This window comes from Streptomyces venezuelae ATCC 10712, assembly GCF_008639165.1.
GTDB classification, from domain to species: Bacteria; Actinomycetota; Actinomycetes; order Streptomycetales; family Streptomycetaceae; genus Streptomyces; species Streptomyces venezuelae.
The window spans coordinates 6,663,351-6,679,437 of the sequence record NZ_CP029197.1 but is presented as its reverse complement, the minus strand read 5'-3'; the positions used below and the strand labels follow the sequence as shown (position 1 = coordinate 6,679,437).

General features: G+C 73.1%; 13 protein-coding genes. 7 read left to right on the top strand and 6 right to left on the bottom strand.

The window, feature by feature from the left end; all coding sequences use genetic code 11:
• The first annotated feature begins 68 nt into the window (after window positions 1-68).
• The 6 genes from DEJ43_RS30720 to DEJ43_RS30695 are packed head-to-tail and all read left to right on the top strand — an operon-like array spanning window position 69 to window position 9,403.
• A complete protein-coding gene (locus DEJ43_RS30720; protein ID WP_015037313.1) occupies window positions 69-959 on the top strand; it encodes a DUF4231 domain-containing protein in 891 nt (296 codons plus the stop codon).
• On the top strand, window positions 959-3,055 hold the full coding sequence (locus DEJ43_RS30715) for an NACHT domain-containing protein (protein ID WP_015037312.1): 2,097 nt from the start codon (window positions 959-961) through the stop codon (window positions 3,053-3,055). The genes DEJ43_RS30720 and DEJ43_RS30715 overlap by 1 nt, the downstream gene beginning before the upstream one ends.
• A 55-nt stretch (window positions 3,056-3,110) precedes the next feature.
• Window positions 3,111-4,022 carry an AAA family ATPase gene (locus DEJ43_RS30710; protein ID WP_015037311.1) on the top strand — a complete coding sequence of 304 codons (912 nt, stop codon included), beginning with the start codon at window positions 3,111-3,113 and terminating at the stop codon, window positions 4,020-4,022.
• 25 nt (window positions 4,023-4,047) lie between these two features.
• Window positions 4,048-5,172, top strand: a complete 1,125-nt coding sequence (locus DEJ43_RS30705) for a hypothetical protein (RefSeq protein ID WP_071892251.1) — start codon at window positions 4,048-4,050, stop codon at window positions 5,170-5,172.
• A gap of 53 nt (window positions 5,173-5,225) precedes the next feature.
• The gene (locus DEJ43_RS30700) at window positions 5,226-8,129 is read left to right on the top strand and encodes an alpha-glucosidase C-terminal domain-containing protein (protein ID WP_150253479.1); all 2,904 of its coding nucleotides are present in this window, start codon (window positions 5,226-5,228) and stop codon (window positions 8,127-8,129) included.
• Window positions 8,130-8,134: 5 nt separating this feature from the next.
• Window positions 8,135-9,403 carry a toll/interleukin-1 receptor domain-containing protein gene (locus DEJ43_RS30695; protein WP_015037308.1) on the top strand — a complete coding sequence of 423 codons (1,269 nt, stop codon included), beginning with the start codon at window positions 8,135-8,137 and terminating at the stop codon, window positions 9,401-9,403.
• Window positions 9,404-9,444: 41 nt separating this feature from the next.
• On the opposite strand, the gene DEJ43_RS30690 is transcribed toward DEJ43_RS30695, so the two are convergent.
• The 6 genes from DEJ43_RS30690 to DEJ43_RS30665 form a co-directional block, all read right to left on the bottom strand.
• Entirely contained in the window at window positions 9,445-10,023 is a 579-nt protein-coding gene (locus tag DEJ43_RS30690; protein WP_015037307.1) for a hypothetical protein, read from the bottom strand.
• Complete coding sequence (locus DEJ43_RS30685; RefSeq protein ID WP_015037306.1) at window positions 10,020-11,195, bottom strand: ROK family glucokinase; 1,176 nt, start codon at window positions 11,193-11,195, stop codon at window positions 10,020-10,022. The genes DEJ43_RS30690 and DEJ43_RS30685 overlap by 4 nt, the downstream gene beginning before the upstream one ends.
• Before the next feature lie 56 nt (window positions 11,196-11,251).
• Window positions 11,252-12,046, bottom strand: a complete 795-nt coding sequence (locus tag DEJ43_RS30680) for an ATP-binding cassette domain-containing protein (protein WP_015037305.1) — start codon at window positions 12,044-12,046, stop codon at window positions 11,252-11,254.
• Window positions 12,043-13,095 carry an ABC transporter permease gene (locus DEJ43_RS30675; protein ID WP_015037304.1) on the bottom strand — a complete coding sequence of 351 codons (1,053 nt, stop codon included), beginning with the start codon at window positions 13,093-13,095 and terminating at the stop codon, window positions 12,043-12,045. The genes DEJ43_RS30680 and DEJ43_RS30675 overlap by 4 nt, the downstream gene beginning before the upstream one ends.
• Window positions 13,092-14,111 carry a sugar ABC transporter substrate-binding protein gene (locus DEJ43_RS30670; RefSeq protein ID WP_015037303.1) on the bottom strand — a complete coding sequence of 340 codons (1,020 nt, stop codon included), beginning with the start codon at window positions 14,109-14,111 and terminating at the stop codon, window positions 13,092-13,094. Before DEJ43_RS30670 ends, DEJ43_RS30675 begins: the two co-directional genes overlap by 4 nt.
• A 99-nt stretch (window positions 14,112-14,210) precedes the next feature.
• The gene (locus tag DEJ43_RS30665) at window positions 14,211-14,969 is read right to left on the bottom strand and encodes a GntR family transcriptional regulator (protein WP_069202184.1); all 759 of its coding nucleotides are present in this window, start codon (window positions 14,967-14,969) and stop codon (window positions 14,211-14,213) included.
• Window positions 14,970-15,069: 100 nt separating this feature from the next.
• On the opposite strand from DEJ43_RS30665, the gene DEJ43_RS30660 reads away from it, so the two are divergent.
• Window positions 15,070-16,074: a Gfo/Idh/MocA family protein gene (locus tag DEJ43_RS30660; protein ID WP_015037301.1), complete on the top strand. Its 1,005-nt coding sequence runs from the start codon at window positions 15,070-15,072 to the stop codon at window positions 16,072-16,074.
• Window positions 16,075-16,087 lie beyond the last annotated feature (13 nt).

Sequence of the window (16,087 nt, the reverse complement as noted above, 5' to 3'; positions counted from 1 at the left end):
CCCCATCGGTCAACTCTCCTTGCGGAAGCGGAGTTTCGTCCGGCGTCGGCAACGTCCAGAATCTCCCTGTGACAGTGACGCAGGAACAAGCGACGATCCAGCAGGTGTGGGACCAGCAGAGCGTCTGGTCCCAGAGCGCGAACCGGCTCAAGAAGTCGGTCGAGACGGCGCGTTCGCGGGCCCTCGCGCTGGCGGTCACGGCGGCCGTGCTGGCGACGGCCGCCTCGCAGGTGATGGACCGGAGCGCCTGGGCCGGCACGGCACTGGCCTTCGTCGCCGCCCTCGCCGCCGGGATGTCGCCCCTGCTCGCCCAGCGGGGCGGCGCCGCCCGGACGAGCGACTGGATCAGGACGCGGGCCGTGTCCGAGGCGCTCAAGGGGGAGATCTACAGCTGCCTCGCCGGCGTCGGCCCCTACGCGGACCGGGCGAGCGCCCCGACGGTCCTCGCCGACCGGGCGCGCCGCTTCCGCGGCGACGCCACCGACCTCGTACGGCACACGGCGGGGGTCTCCCCCGTGGCGCGCCCCCTGCCGCCCGTCGTCGACATGGACAGCTACGTCGAGCAGCGGCTGCGCCGCCAGATCGACACGTACTACCGGCCCAAGGCCGCCTGGATGCAGCGCAGGGTCGAGCGGTTCGGCCGGGTCGAGCTCGGGTTCGGAGCGCTGGGCGCCCTGCTGGCGGCGGCCGCCGGCGCCTTCACGATCGGCGGGCTCGCCGCCTGGGCCGCGGTGATCGCCTCGGTGTCCATCGCGGTGACCGCGCACGCCATAGCCCAGCGGTACACCTACCAGCACCTCGAATTCCTGCGTACGGCCGAGGAGTTGCAGCAGCTCCTGGACCGGTGGACGACCGCGCGCCCGGCCGACGGCGAAGGCACCGGGGCCTTCGTGTCCCAGTGCGAGCACGTCATCTCCATCCAGAACGAGGCGTGGATGATCCGCTGGACCGTGGGCTGATGGCGGCGGACGAGGCGGAGCCGTGGAGCGAGGCTTCGCGTGACATGGCGTTCGAGCGGGTGTACGCCGACTTCCTCCTGGCGCACCGGCCGGGGTTCGAGCGGACCGACCCGTCCCCGTCGCTCTCCGTGTTCGCCTCGCCCTCCGACGCATCCGTGACCGATATCGTCGATGCCCTCGCCGAGGGCGGGCGCGTGGTGCTGCGGGGGGACGCCGCGTCGGGCAGGACGACGTACATCCACCGCCTCGCCGTCGAGGCGGCGTACGGAATCCGTCACGGGCAGAACACGTCGGCGGGCGCGCGCGTGCCCTTCCTCATCCGCGTACAGGACTTCGGCAGGGGGCGGGAGCTGCCACGGCCGGCGGACCTCCTCCAGGGAAACGGCCAAGAGCGACCGGTGCCCGAGCCGCCGGACGGGTGGTGCGAGCGCCTCCTGGACTCCGGCCGGGGCATGGTGCTCGTCGACGGCCTCGACGAGGTTCCTCGGGATGTGCAGGAGCGGGTGCGGGAGTGGCTGAGACACCTGCTCTCGCTGTACCCCTCCCTCGCGTGCCTGGTGACGGCGGGAGCGGAACCCGGCAGCGCCCCGTGGCTGGAATCCCTGGGCTTCGCCGAGTTCCGGATCGGTGCGATGGAGTTCGCCGACGTCCGCAGGTTCGTCCGCGAGTGGCCCAAGGCCGACGACCGCGTGCCCGCCGAGCGGTGGGACGCCCTCCTGCGGGCCGTGGAGACCAGCGCGGGGCTGCGGGAACTCATGACCACCCCGGTCATGTGCGGGGCGGTCTGCGCGCTGTTCGAAGGGAGCCACGGGCGCCTGCCGATCAGCCGCAGCGCGCTCTGCGAGACGCTCCTGCCCTCCCCGGAGCCGTCACGTGAGGCCGGAGCCACCGCCCCGACGAGCGAGGCGGTGGCCCGGAACCTCTCGGCGGCGCAGCAGAAGGCCGCACTGCGGGGCATCGCCCTCTCGGTCCTGCGCAACGGGACGGGCCGGGCCACGCACCAGCAGGTCCTGCACCAGATCCACGTGGTGCTCGGCTCCCGGTACGACGACTCCGACGAGGCCGAGGCCGTCCTGTGGAGCCTGCTGAGCCGCAGCGGCATGCTCACGACCTCCGGCAGGAGTGACATCACCTTCGTCCATCCCATCTTCGTCTCCTACCTGGCCGCGGGGCTGTTCCTGGACCCGGAGGGGCTTCACGAACTGGTCGACCAGGCCCATGACGCCCACTGGCGGGACACCGTCGTCCTCGCCGCCGAGCTCGCGGCACGGCGTGAGCGTGCCGAGCTGATCCGGGCGATCCTGCACCGCGCCGACGCCGAGCCCGAGCACAGGACGGCGCTCTGGCTGGTGGCCGCACAGGCCGCGGAGGCGGTCCCGGAGCTCGACCCGGACATCCGGGAGGTGGTCGAGGACATCAGGGCGGCCGTCATTCCGCCCCGGAGCGAACAAGCCGCCGTGGAGCTGGCCCAGTTCGGGCCGCGCGTCATCGACCTGTTTCCCGGGCCGGACGACGTCCCGCCCGACGACCCCTTCGTTCCCCTTCTCCACCGAACGGCGGAGCTGATCGGAGGAGAGGTGGCGGAGGCGTATCGCGCCCTTCTCCCGGCGGGCGTGTCGTACCTCGGTCAGCCCGTACGGCCCCGCTCCCCGCTCCCCTCCTTCGCCCTGGAGACCTGGGACGATCGGGCGGCGGCCCGCGAGAGCTCGCCCGAAGGCGACACGCGGCGAGCCGTCCGCCGCGGCGGCGACCCGCTCGTCCCCGCACTCTGGGACCTTCCGGACCTGCACACCCTGGTCATCGAGGACAACCCGCTGCTGACCGAACTCAGCGCACTGACCACCCTGACGAAGCTCCGCACGCTCGTCATCACGAGGTGCCCCCGCCTCCGCGACCTGACGTCCCTGCGGAACAGCGGCGTGATGTTCCTCCAGCTCGACGCCGAACCCGACGACGACCAGATCACCGCGCTGGCGTCCTCGCCCCGGCTGCGCGCCCTGTATCTGCCGCGCGTGCACGCGGCGTTCGACGCCGCCCGGCTCGGCAGGAGGCTGCCCGGGGTGGCCGTTCTCGGCAGGCAGCGCATCCGCGAGTGACATCGGCCCCGGGCAGGGCAGAATGAGCGCACTGGCCGGTGGCGGAGGAGGGCATGTGCTGCGGTACGACAAGGAGTTCGACCCCGCGGCCTACCAGGACGGCACGGCGCGCACCGGTCGGTGCGAGGGTGCCGAGGGGGACTCCGGGGCCGGATACGCGGCGGACGACGAGGTCTACGTCTTCGATGACGAGCGGGTGGTCCTGGCCGTCAACGTCGCGCTGAAGACCGGCCGTCCGCTGCTCCTCTTCGGCCCGCCGGGCTCCGGCAAGTCCTCGCTCGCCCCGAACGTCGCCCGCGTCCTGGGCTGGAACTACCACGCCCATGTGGTGACGGCGAGGACCGAACCCGAGGACCTCCTCTGGCGGTTCGACGCCCTGAAGCGGCTCAACGACGCCCAGGCCCACATGCTCGACGACGACATCGGCGCCTACTACGCGCAGGGGCCGCTCTGGCGCGCCTTCGCGCCCGAGAACGGCCGCCGGTCGGTCGTCCTGCTCGACGAGATCGACAAGGCGGACCCCGACCTTCCCAACAGCCTTCTGGGCCCGCTGGGTTCGCTGTCGTTCCCCATGCCGTGGGACGACCGCGAGTCGGTCTCCGCCGCGCCCGGCCAGGAGCCGTTCGTCGTCATCACCTCCAACGACGAGCGTGAGCTGCCGCGGCCGTTCCTGCGGCGCTGCGTCGTCTTCGAGTTCGGCCCGCCCTCCCGGAGCCATCTGCTGCGGGTCGCCGCGTCGCACCTCGGCGAGGACTACGACGAGCAGCTCACCGGTCAGGTGGCCGACTACATCCTGTCGCTGCGGGACGTCGTGACCGACCCTGCGGCGGGGCCGAGCACCGCGGAGTTCCTGGACGCGCTCAAGGCCTGCCACCAGCTGGGGGTCACACCCGGCACGGAGGAGTGGGACATGCTCCGGACGATCACGCTGCACAAGCGGCGTGAAGGGCTGGAGCCCCTCGCATGAGCGGGCGCGGGGAGGTGTGCCCCGGATGAGCGGGCGCGGCGAGGTGTTCCTCGGCGATCTCGCGCGCGCGGTGGCGGGACTGCGGCCCGCCGACGCGGAGACCATGGCCGCCGTGGCCCGACTGCTGGGTCTGGAGCCGGACTTGGCACGGGAGACGGCGGCGGACTCGGCGGCCGCGGAGAGGGCGTACGGCGATCCGGCGAGCCCGCCGCCCCCTCCCCGTACACCCGTGCCACGCCCCTCCGCCGAGGGTGGCCGTCCCGAGGGCCGCGGGGAGGCGCCGTCCCGGGCCGTGCCCGCCGCCGTACGCCCGGCCCGCACCCGCCCGTTGGCCGGCGGGCCCGATCTGCGGGCCCGCCGCAACCGGGAGCGCGTCAGGAGGCTCGGGGACCGGCCGGTGGACTTCTCCCTCACGGCGCTCGACCCCCTCCCGGGGACGGCCGGGGAGCGGCGTGACGGCAGCCCGTCCCCGGCGCCCGACCCGGAGCTCCTGCGGCGCGGGGTGGTGACCACCGGGCTGCGCCACGAGCCGCCGTGGAAGCGGGACTGGGAGCGGGGCGTGATGTTCGCCGCCGTGGCCACCACGACCGAGAGCACGGTGTGCGACCAGCCCGCCCTGCTGCGCAAGGTGGCGCGCCAGGAGGTGCTGCGGTCGCTTCCGCTGCGCCGCCGGCTCACCACCCGGCGCGGCGCCCAGCTCCTTCTGGACCACGGCAGGGCGATGGCCCCGTTCCGGGACGACCGGGCGTGGCTGGGCGAGCTGGCCGGCAGCGTCGCCGGACGGGACCGGGTCGAGGTGCTGCGCTTCCGCGGCACGCCCGGGCGGGGCGTGGTGCGCGACGATCCGCGGGTCCGTGCCGCCTACCGGCCGCCCGCGCCGGGAACCCCGGTGGTCCTCTTCTCCGACCTGGGCAGGATGCGGCCTGCGTTCGCCTCGGGGGCCGTCGCGGGGCCGGACGAGTGGCGTGCGTTCGTCGATTCCGTGGTCCACGCCGGGTGCCCGGTGGTCTGTGTGACGCCTTATCAGGCCGCCGACTACTCACTCGCGTTACGTCGCGTCGTGGCGTTCATCCCCTTGGACCACCGGATTTCGCTGCGGCACGCGCACGACGCGACCTCGCGGGTGCGACGGGCGCTGGAGGGGGTGTGATGCGGCGGGCCGGCATGCCGGGAGTCCTGGGAGACCCGTCCTGGGTTCGCGCGGTGAGCGACGAGGACCCGGGCGGGAACGCCGAGGCCGCGCTGGAGGACCTCGCCGTGACGCGGCCCGATGTTGTCCGGCTCGCCGAGTGCCTCTGCCTCGCCGCCGGTGTCGAGCGGGCGTTCCTGCGCAGGGCGAGGCTGCGCTTCCTGCCCCGTTCCACCGCGGGCCTGGAGGCCGAACTGTGGTTCTCGCCGCTGGTGGAGGCGGCGGGCGACCAGATGCTGCTTCTGGACCCGGTCATGTCCGGGGCCCTGCGCCGCCGCCTGGCCCGTGGGCCCGTCGCACACGCGGAGGCGGTACGGGAGTTCACCGTCGAGGCGCACCGTGAGGCGCCGCCCCTGATGCGCTGGTTCGAGGAGCTGCTCTGGGCGGGCTCCTTCCCCGCCGAGGACGGCCACCGGCGGGTGCGGGACGCGCTGGCGCGGATGCTCCTCGCGGTCACCGCCGGGGAGGACGACGCGGCGGACGACCTGGGGCGGTGGGCGCTGCATTACCTGCCCCGGCTCCCCGAGGGGGTGCTGCGGTACGACGACGCCTGGCGCATCCAGGTGGCGTCCTCGGAACGGCTGGGTCTCGAACCGCCGCGCGATCCGTTCGCGCGCCCCGATGCGGTCGCCGAAGGCGCCCGGGCGCTCGTACGACGTGAGGTCGCCGTCGGGGTCGTCGCCCGGTCGGGCGGGCTCGTGCTGAGCAGGCCGGTCGCACCGGGCTCCGTGGCGGTCCGCGCTTCCGGGGGCCGCACGGTCCGGCTGGACGTCGCAGGCCTCCTCGAACCGCCGCCTCGGACCGCGCCCATGCGGGTCGAACTCCCCGCGGACCGGACCGTCATGCTGCCCCTCTCCGCGGTCCAGCGGCTGCACCGCTCGGGCACGCCGGGCTTGAGCGTCGTCCATCCGGGCCGCGCTCTGGAGGTGGCCGTGGCGTCGAGGCCGGAACGTACGCCGAGGCCGGGAGCTTCGTACATCGCGTCCCTGATGCGCGACGGGACGATCGTGCTCCATGACCACGAGGGCGAGCCGGTCTCGACGGTGCCCGCTCCCTCGAGCGGCGCGACCCGGCGTTCGCTCGCCCTGTCCGCGCGGGGCACCACACTCGCCTGGATCGAGAGCAACAGCGTCCACCAGTGCGCGGTGGTCCCGGAGCCGGGCCGCGCCCGGGTCACCCCCGGCAACGGAGAGGTGGTGAGCGTCCAGTTCCCTCCGGGCGGCGGTGAGACGCCGACGTGGGCGATCCTTTCCGACGGCGTGCTCGTTCACTGTGACGTGGGCGCGCCGGTCGGGCCCGAACGCCCGGCCGATGGCGGCGTGAGCGCCATCTGGCCCTTCCTCAGGGACCAGCCGCCGGCCGTGCTCGACGACCACGGCCGCCTGTGGCTCAGCGGGACGCACAGGCCGCGTCAGCTCCTCGCCGAGGGCGTCACCGCCGTCAGCGGCTGCCACGCCGGGAACTGGCTCGTCGCGGCGCGGAGGGACGGCTCCGTGCTCGCCTGGAGACGCGAGCGCATGGAGTTCGGCAACCTGGTGGGCCAGGCCCCCTGGGAGGTCACCGACCTCGCCGTCGGCGCCGACGCCACCCAGGTCGCGGCGGTGGGCGGTGACGGGCGCGTCCTCGTCTGCGACCTGTCCGGGTCCCCGACGCAGACCCGCGTGCTCCAGGTCGACTTCTCCGCCGACCGGGTGTTCGCCCACCCCGGAGGCTGGACGGTGGCGGGATCGGGAGGCCCCGTCGAGCTGCGGACCGAGGACGGCCGGCGTCACGTCGTCTCCCTGGACCGCGAACCCGACCGCCGCGCGCCCGACGTCCCCTCCTGGATCGTCGGCTGTGTCCTCGCCGAGGTCGACGCGTCCGAGCTGTGGCGCCGTCCGGCCGTCGCTCCGTCCGAGGTGATGAGGGACATCGCGGGGACGGGCGTGCGGTGCGTGGTGGTGGGGCCGTTCGTACCTCCGCCGCTCGGCGACGAGGACGGGGCCTTCGACGGGCTCGACGGGAGTGTCCCCGTGATCGAGGCGGCGCACGCTCACGACGTGCGCTTCGTCGTCGATCTCGTCGTGTCGGGGGACGAGTCCGGGCGGATCGACGCGGTGGCCCGGGCGAGCCTGTACGACGGGGTGCGCCGGTGGCTCGGCCGGGGCGCCGACGGCGTACGGATCGGCGGGCGAGGCGCGGTCGGGCGGCGGCTCCTGCGCGACCTGCACCATCTGCTGCAGGGTTACGGCCAAGGGGTCCTGATGCGGAATCAATCCCGATGGCCGACCCCGGCGTCGTTCGACGATCCGAGGGACGCGTTGTCGCTCGCGGACGCCTGCCACGTGGTGACCCTGCTGCCGGAGAACGTGCTCGCCGAGGCGATCGTCCCGCCGGCCCCACCGGACGTGTACCGCTTCGGTACGTACGAGGGATGGCTGAGACGGGCCCAGCGGGCCCTGGCCGCGGCGCGCCCGGGTGCCCAGTGGGCGCACCCGCTGCCCGAGCAGCTTCAGGACCCGGCCCAGCGCGCACTCGCGGCAGCCGTCCTCCTCAGCCTGCCCGGCTGCCCCACGCTGCCCGTCGAGCTGCTCCGCGAGCCGGGTACCGCCGCCCTGCTGCGGATACGGCACGCCCATCTCGCTCTTTCCAAGGGCGGCCTCGAGTCCGTTTCCTTCGACCGCCCCGAGGTGCTGGGCTTCCTCCGGACGCACGGGCCGGAGACGGTCCTCTGTCTGGCGAACACGGCGGAGGAGCCGGTGGCGGTGACCGTGCCCGTCGAGTTCCTGTCGGGCGAGGGGGCGGTCCGTCTCCTGGACCTGTGCGACGGCCGCGCGTTCACGTGCGACGTGCGGACGACCGTGACCGTCGACGGCCTCGGCGTCCGCTGGCTCCTCGCGGCGCCCCCCGCCCCGTCCGTCCTCGGCACCCGGGGGTAGCGCCGGTGGTACGTCGTCCTCGGATCTTCCTCAGTCACAGCTCCTCCAAGTGCACCGTCGAGAGCGGCTGCCAGTGCCGGCGCTATCTGGAGTCGCTGGAGAGCCACCTCAAGGACAGCGGCTTCGACCCCGTGGTCGACAGGGCGTTCCTGAACGGCGGCGACGAGTGGCACCAGGAGGTCCTCAAGGAGATCATGACCTCCCACGGGATGGTCATCCTGATCTCCCCCCACGCCCTGGTCTCGCACTACGTGCTGGAGGAGGCGATCGTCGCCACCGCGCGGAAGGTGGCGAGCGAGGACGCGTTCCTGATACTTCCCGTCCTCCTGCCCGGCGTACGGCGCAGCCACCTCGCCGACAGCGGGCTCAAGAAGCTGAACCTCGGCCGCTTCGACATGGTCGACTGGTCCGCCAAGGCCGGACCGGCGAAGCCGCCGCCGAAGATCGCCGCCAGTCTCCTCCCCCTGGCCGAGCGGCTCGGCGCGGTGCCGTACCCCGAGGTCACCGCGTTCGTCGCCGGCCGGATGTCCGACGTCCCGTCCGTCGTTCTCGAGGAGGCCGCTACGGTCCTCGGCGTCCCGACCCTGGCCCATGCGACCGACCACTCCCGCCACCGGGTCGCCCAGGGGCTCCTCACCGAGCGCCCGGTGCGGGGCCCGGGAGACGCCTGCCCGATGCGGGTCGCGCTGAAGGGTCTCCTCCCGCAGGTCAGGCAGGCCACGGAACGGGCGGACATCGTCGATGTGGTCGTGCCCTACGCCCGGGTGCCGAAGACCGACGCCGAGCGGCTGCGCGGGGTGGCGCTGGGTGCCGGCGAGCGGGTCGCGCTGCTCCCGGCCGAGCTGGGGGAGACACCCGACATGTACGTCCGCAGGGCGAGCGAGACGCCCGAGCCGTGGACGGTGTGCAGGCCGGGGCCGCGCCTCGACGTGCCGGGGTACGTCGAGGGGATCGTGGCGGACATCCGCGCGCTGCTGATCGAGGAGTTCTATCTGGACTCGGGGTGCGGGGACGACGAGCTGAGCGGCGAGCTGGCCCGCCACGAGGCGGAGTCGGGGCCGTTCACCGTCGTGCTCCGGCAGCCGCCGGACGCGCGCCTGGTCGACGCGCTCCTGACGCACTTCCCCCGGCTGCTGTTCCTCTTCGCCCACCCCGGGGCGGAGGCGGCGGGCCGGGTCCGCCTGGAGGGGATGACGCCGGGGCAGGAGCGGGACATGGTCCGGACGCACCGGCAGTTCATGGCCCGCTCGGCCGACCGGCGCGACTGCCGCTGAGACGCCCGGCGGCCGGTGCCGGCCGGAGACCCTGCCCGCTCTCAGGGGCTCGTCGTCGACACCGCGTACACGCGCGGGAAGGCGGGCTCGGTGAGGTCGACCGTGATGTCGGTCGCCGGGCGCGGCTCCTCGCGCTTGACCGTCGTGCCCGCCCAGTTCATGCCCTCGACGAACTTCCAGCCCGCGATGTCGGCGTCCCGCTCCGCGACGGTGATGCGGCCCGACGTGAGGGCCGCGCGGGAGGTGCCGGACTCGGCCAGGAAGGTGTCGAGGCCGGTGGCGGTCGTCGTGAACTGGACGTACAGCCTGCTGGTCTTCCAGTTGCTGGTCTCGTAGTAGGCGACGTCCCAGGCCCCGGCGGGGACCGGGACCTCGAAGACCCGGCGCTTCATCAGCGAGGGCCAGTTCGCCTGGAGGCCGGCGGCCGAGGACTCGCGTTCCTTGTCGCGGCCGCTGTCACGGCTCTGTCCGGCGGAGATCACGAGGTAGCCGGCCGGGATGCCCACGAGCAGCACGATGATGACGGCCGTGAGCCAGCGGCGGCGGATCATGTGCCGACGGTCCTCGGGGAGCTTCCCCTGGGGTTCGGGCGGCGGGCCGGACGGGTGGGGCAGGGTCATGAAGGCGGGTCCTCGGGGGTACGGGGGGTCCGGCCCGAGGTCCCGTTGCGCAGGGCCTGGGCGTAGCGCTCGTACCGTTCGTACCGCTCGACGCGGCGCCGGTTGGCGCGGCGGAAGCGGCGGGCGACGAGCCGGGCGAGGTCGGCGGCGCCGACCATGCCCGCCTCGGGGCCGAGCTGGGCGCGGGTGATGCGGGCCTCGGGGCGATAGCCGCGGCCGGTGAGGTGGCGGCGGAAGGCGTCCCGCGCGGGGCCGATGAGGAGGTCGTCGGCGGCCGAGACGCCGCCGCCGATGACGAAGCAGGAGGGGTCGAGGGCGGCGGCGAGGTTGGCGATGCCGACGCCGAGCCACTGGCCGATGTCCTGGAAGAGCTCGATGCACATGGCGTCGCCCTCGCGGGCGAGCTCGGTGATGAGCGGTCCGGTGATCTCGGGGACGTTGCCCTTGACCCGTTCGATGATCCCGTGCGCGACCGGGGAGTCGGCGGCGGCCAGCTCGCGGGCCTCGCGGACCAGGGCGTTGCCGGAGCTGTACTGCTCCCAGCAGCCGCGGTTGCCGCAGGGGCAGCGGTGTCCGCCGGGGACGACCTGCATGTGCCCGAACTCGCCGGCCACGCCGTACCTGCCGCGCTTGACCTGGCCGCCCTCGAGGATGGCGCCGCCGATTCCGGTGCCGAGGGTGATCATGACCAGGTGGTCCTCGCCGCGTCCGGCGCCGAAGCGCCATTCGGCCCAGGCGGCGGTGTTCGCGTCGTTGTCGACCATGACGGGGACGGCGAGGCGGCCCTGGAGGGCGTCGCGGAGGGGTTCGTTGCGCCAGGCGAGGTGCGGGGCGAACAGGACGGTGGCGCGCTCGGCGTCGACCCAGCCGGCCGCGCCGATGCCGACGGCGTGCACGTCGTGCCGGTCGGAGAGGTCGAGGACGAGTTCGACGATGGTGTCCTCGACGACCTTGGGGCTCTTGGACTTGTCCGGGGTCTCCGTGCGGAGCTTCTCCAGGATGTTGCCGTCGGCGTCGACGACACCGGCCATCACCTTCGTACCGCCGATGTCGATGCCGACGGTCGGCACCCGGGGCGCCGTCAGGTGGGAGCGCCGCTCCCGGGTGCCGACGGTCCGCAGCACGGTGCCCCGGGCCGATCCCCGGTGGGCGAGGTCACGGTAGGTACTCATCGGCTCCGATTCTGCCAGGTGGGGTGTGAAGGGGCCGTGTGATCGCGGCGCGTCCGTCACGGTCCGGAGGGCCGCTCCAGTTCGTGGCGGAGGTCCTCGAGCTCGGTGCCGCCGGCCATCTGCCGGGTCAACTCGTCGAGCGTGACGGAGCCCTTGGTGTGGCTGCCGGCCATGACTCCGCGCTTGAGCAGGACGAACCGGTCGCCGACGAGGTAGGCGTGGTGTGGGTTGTGGGTGATGAGGACCACGCCGAGGCCCTGGTCGCGGGCGGCGGCGACGTACTTCAGGACGACGCCGGACTGCTTGACGCCGAGCGCGGCGGTCGGCTCGTCGAGGACGAGGACCTTGGCGCCGAAGTGGACGGCCCTGGCGATGGCCACGCACTGGCGCTCGCCGCCGGACAGGGTGCCGATGGGCTGGTCGACGTCGCGCAGGTCGATGCCCATGCGGAGCAGCGCCTCGCGGGTGGTCCGCCGCATCAGGCCGACGTCGAGCCGCTTGAAGGGACCGGAGCCCTTGGTGGGCTCGGAGCCGAGGAAGAAGTTCCGCCAGACGGGCATGAGCGGGACGACGGCGAGGTCCTGGTAGACGGTGGCGATGCCCCGGTCGAGGGCGTCGCGCGGGTTGGCGAGGGTGACCTCCTCGCCCTCGACGCGGAAGGTGCCGGCGTCGTGCCGGTGCAGGCCGGCGACGATCTTGATGAGGGTGGACTTGCCGGCGCCGTTGTCGCCGAGGACGCAGGTGATCTCGCCGGAGCGGACCTCCAGGGAGACCTCTTCGAGGGCGCGGATGTTGCCGTAGTACTTGCTGACGTCGTCGAGCTCGACGAGCGCGGGGGCTTCGGTCGTCACTTGGTGGCCTCCACGCGCTTGCGGATCCAGGCGTTCAGCAGGGTCGCCAGGAGGAGCATCGCTCCCAGGAAGAACTTGAACCAGTCCGGGTTCCACTCGGCGTACACGATGCCCTTGCTGGTCATGCCGAAGATCAGCGCGCCGACCGCCGAGCCGATGGCGGAGCCGTATCCGCCGGTGATCAGACAGCCGCCGATGACGGCCGCGATGATGTAGATCAGCTCGTTGCCGACGCCTTCGCCGGACTGGACGACGTCGAAGGAGAGCAGCAGGTGCTGGCCGGAGATCCAGGCGCAGAAGGCCACGCCCATGTAGAGGCCGATCTTCGTGCGGTAGACGGGGACGCCGACCGCGCGGGCCGCGTCGGCGCCGCCGCCGACGGCGAAGATCCAGTTGCCGAAGCGGGTGCGGAGCAGGATCCAGGTGGCGAGCGCGACCAGGCCGAGCCACCACAGGATGGTGACCTTGAACTCGACGCCGCCGATGGTCAGCTGGGAGGCGAAGAGCTTGCGGGCGGAGGAGAAGCCCTCCATGTCGGCGATGGTCTTGGTGGAGACGGTGCCGCTGATCAGCTTGGTGAGGCCGAGGTTCAGGCCGGTCAGCATGAGGAAGGTGCCGAGCGTGATGATGAAGCTGGGCAGTTTCGTACGGGTCAGCATGAAGCCGTTGAAGACGCCGATGGCCAGGGTGACGAGCAGCGAGACGCCGACGCCGACCCAGACGTTCGCCGTCATCTGGTAGCTGAACATCGAGGAGACCAGGGCGGAGCTGGTGACCAGGACACCGGCGGACAGGTCGAACTCGCCGCCGATCATGAGCAGCGCGACGGGGACGGCCATGATGCCGATGGTGGAGGCCGCGTAGAGGACGGTCCCGAGGCTGGAGGGCTTCAGGAAGCTGTCGGCGACGACCGCGAAGAAGACGAAGACGGCGACCGCGCCGACGACCGAGCCGAGCTCCGGGCGGGCGAGCAGCTTCTTCAGCGGGGTGGTGCGCAGGAGCCGCTCGTCGACGTGGTCGATGCCCGGCGCGCCCGTGGGGGAACTCATCGGGTGCCACGCTCCGCGTACTCGACGAGCTTGGCGGCGTCGTCCTTGGTGATGATCTGCGGGCCGGTGAGGACCGGCTTGCCGCCGCCGAGGACGTTGGCGTTGTAGCGGTAGAGCCAGATCAGGTCGACGGCCTCGTAGCCCTGGAGGTAGGGCTGCTGGTCGACGGCGAAGCCGAGGGTGCCGGCCTGGAGGGCGGTGGCGACCTTGGCGTTGAGGTCGAAGGTGTCGATCTCGGCCTTGCTCCCGGCGCTCTTCGCGGCCTGGACGGCGGCGTCGGCGAAGGGGGCGCCGAGGGTGACGACGGCGTCGACGTCCTTGTCGGACTGGAGCTTGGCCTCGATGGAGGCCTTCACGTCGGGCATATTGGTGCCGTCGACGTAGAGGTTGACCAGTTCGCCGCCGAAGGTCTTCTTCGTTCCGGCGCAGCGCTGTTCGTGGCCGACGTTGCCCTGCTCGTGCAGGACGCAGAGCGCCTTCTTCTTGCCGCGCTTGTCGAGTTCCTCGCCGACGGCCTCGCCGGCGACGGTCTCGTCCTGGCCGATGTGGGTGAGGGCGCCGTAGGCCTTGGACTGCTCGGCGCCCGAGTTCACGGTGATCACCGGGATGCCGGCCTTGACGGCCTTCTCGACGGCGGCCTTCATGGCGTCGGGCTTCGCGAGGGTGACGATCAGTCCGTCGACGCCCTTGGCGACGTACGAGTCGATCAGCTGCGCCTGCTGCTGGGCCTCGTCGCTGTGGGCGTACAGGAAGTTGATGTTGTCCTTGGCGGCGGCCTGCTTGGCGCCCTTCTGGACGATGTCCCAGAAGGTGTCGCCGTCGCCCGAGTGGGTCACCATGGCGACGGTCCAGCGGGGGGTGTCGACGGCCGCCCTGCCCTGGGCCTCGGCGGCCTTGCGGGCGTCCTCGGCCCGCTTTCCGCCGGTGCTGCTGCACCCGGCGAGCGCCCCTGTGAGTGCGAGCGCGAGCACGGCGCCGACGACGGCGCGTACCCCTCCTGTCCGAAGCCTGGTCACGAGGCCGTGCCCTCCTTTGTGTCCTTTGCATGCATTGCAGTCGTGCATTGCAGTATCGGTCATGCGGGTCGTACGGCTCGGCAGGGGGGCCGCCCCGGGTTACGGACGGACCATCAGCTGGAACTCGAAGGAGTAGCGGTCGGCGCGGTAGAGGTGGGAGCCGTACTCGACGGGGCGGCCGGTGTCGTCGAAGGTGACGCGTTCCATCGTCAGGAGCGGGGCGCCCTCCCGCTCGTCGAGCAGCGCCGCCTCTGCGGCGGTCGCGGCGCGGGCGCCGACGGCCTGGCGGGCGCTGTGCAGGGTGACCGCGGCGGAGCGGAGCAGCCGGTAGAGGCCGGTGGTCTCCAGGCGTTCGGTGCCCGGGTCGACGAGCCCGGCGGGCAGGTGGTTGCGCAGGTACGCCATGGGTTCGCCGTGCGCGGTGCGGAGCCGTTCGAGGTAGCGGACCTCGCTGCCCTCGGGGACCCGCAGGGCGGCGGCGACCTCGCCGGTGGCGGGTTCGAGGCGGTCGACCAGGACCCGGGTGGCGGGGAGCTGTCCGGCGGCGTCCAGGTCGTCGTAGAGGCTGCTCAGTTCCAGGGGGCGGCGGACGGTGCTGTGCACGACCTGGGTGCCGACGCCCCGGCGGCGGACGAGGAGGCCCTTGTCGACGAGGGTCTGGATGGCCTGGCGGACGGTGGGGCGGGAGAGGCCGAGGCGGGTGGCGAGGTCGATCTCGTTGCCGAGGAGGGTGCCCGGGGTCAGCGTGCCGTTCTCCACGGCGCTCTCCAGCTGCCGGGCCAGCTGGAAGTAGAGCGGGACCGGGCTTGTGCGGTCCACGGAGAGCGGGGGCAGGGCGGATCCGGACTGCTTGGACACGGGGGGAGCGTAGCCCGGTGCGCTGATGACGGGAAGTCGTGACGTCCGGTTGTCCTGACAAATCCTTGACACCGGGGACGGGGGCCTCCACGGTGGGGCCATGCGCATCGGACTCATCGGTACGGGCCGGATCGGGAGCTTCCACGCGGGTGTGCTGGCCCGCCACCCGGAGGTCGAGTCGCTGGTCGTGGCGGACGCGGACGCCGCGCGGGCGGCCGGGGTCGCGGGCGCGCTGGGCGCGGTGGCGGCCCCGGACGTCGAGGCGCTGTTCGGGCACGCCCTGGACGCCGTGGTGATCGCCTCGGCGACGGCCGCGCACGCGCAGCTGATCGCGCGGGCGGCGTCCGCCGGTCTTCCGGCCTTCTGCGAGAAGCCGATCTCCCTGGACGTGCCGGGGACGACGGCGGCGCTCGCGGCTGTGGCGGAGGCGGGGACGGAGCTCCAGCTGGGGTTCATGCGGCGCTTCGACGCCGGGTACCGGGCGGCGCGGGAGGCGGTGCGCTCGGGGCGGCTCGGCCGGCTGCACACCGTACGGGCGGCGACCTCGGACGCCGAGCCGCCGCCCGCCGCGTACCTGCCGCTCTCCGGCGGGCTCTTCCGGGACTGTCTGGTGCACGACTTCGACGTCGTGCGCTGGGTGACCGGGCGGGAGGTGACGGAGGTGTACGCGACGGGCTCGGACGCGGGCCCCGCGATGTTCCGGGAGGCCGGGGACGTGTCCACGGCCGCCGCGCTGCTCACCCTGGACGACGGGACGCTGGTCACGGCGACGGCGACCCGGTGCAACGGCGCCGGGTACGACGTCCGCATGGAGCTTGCGGGCGACCGGGACCAGATCGCGGTGGGCCTGGACGACCGCACCCCGCTCGTCTCGGTGGAGCCGTGGGCGCCGGCCCCGCCGGGGAAGCCCTGGCCGGGCTTCCTTGAGCGGTTCGGCCCGGCGTACGAGGCGGAGCTCGACGCCTTCGTCCGGCTGGTCCGGGGCGAGGGCCCCAACGCCTGCGACGGACGTGAGGCCCTGGCGGCGCTGCGGATCGCCGAGGCCTGCGAGGCCTCGCGGCGGGAGCGGCGGCCGGTGCGGGTCGACGAGGTGCCGTCGCGGTAGGCGAGGGTGCCTG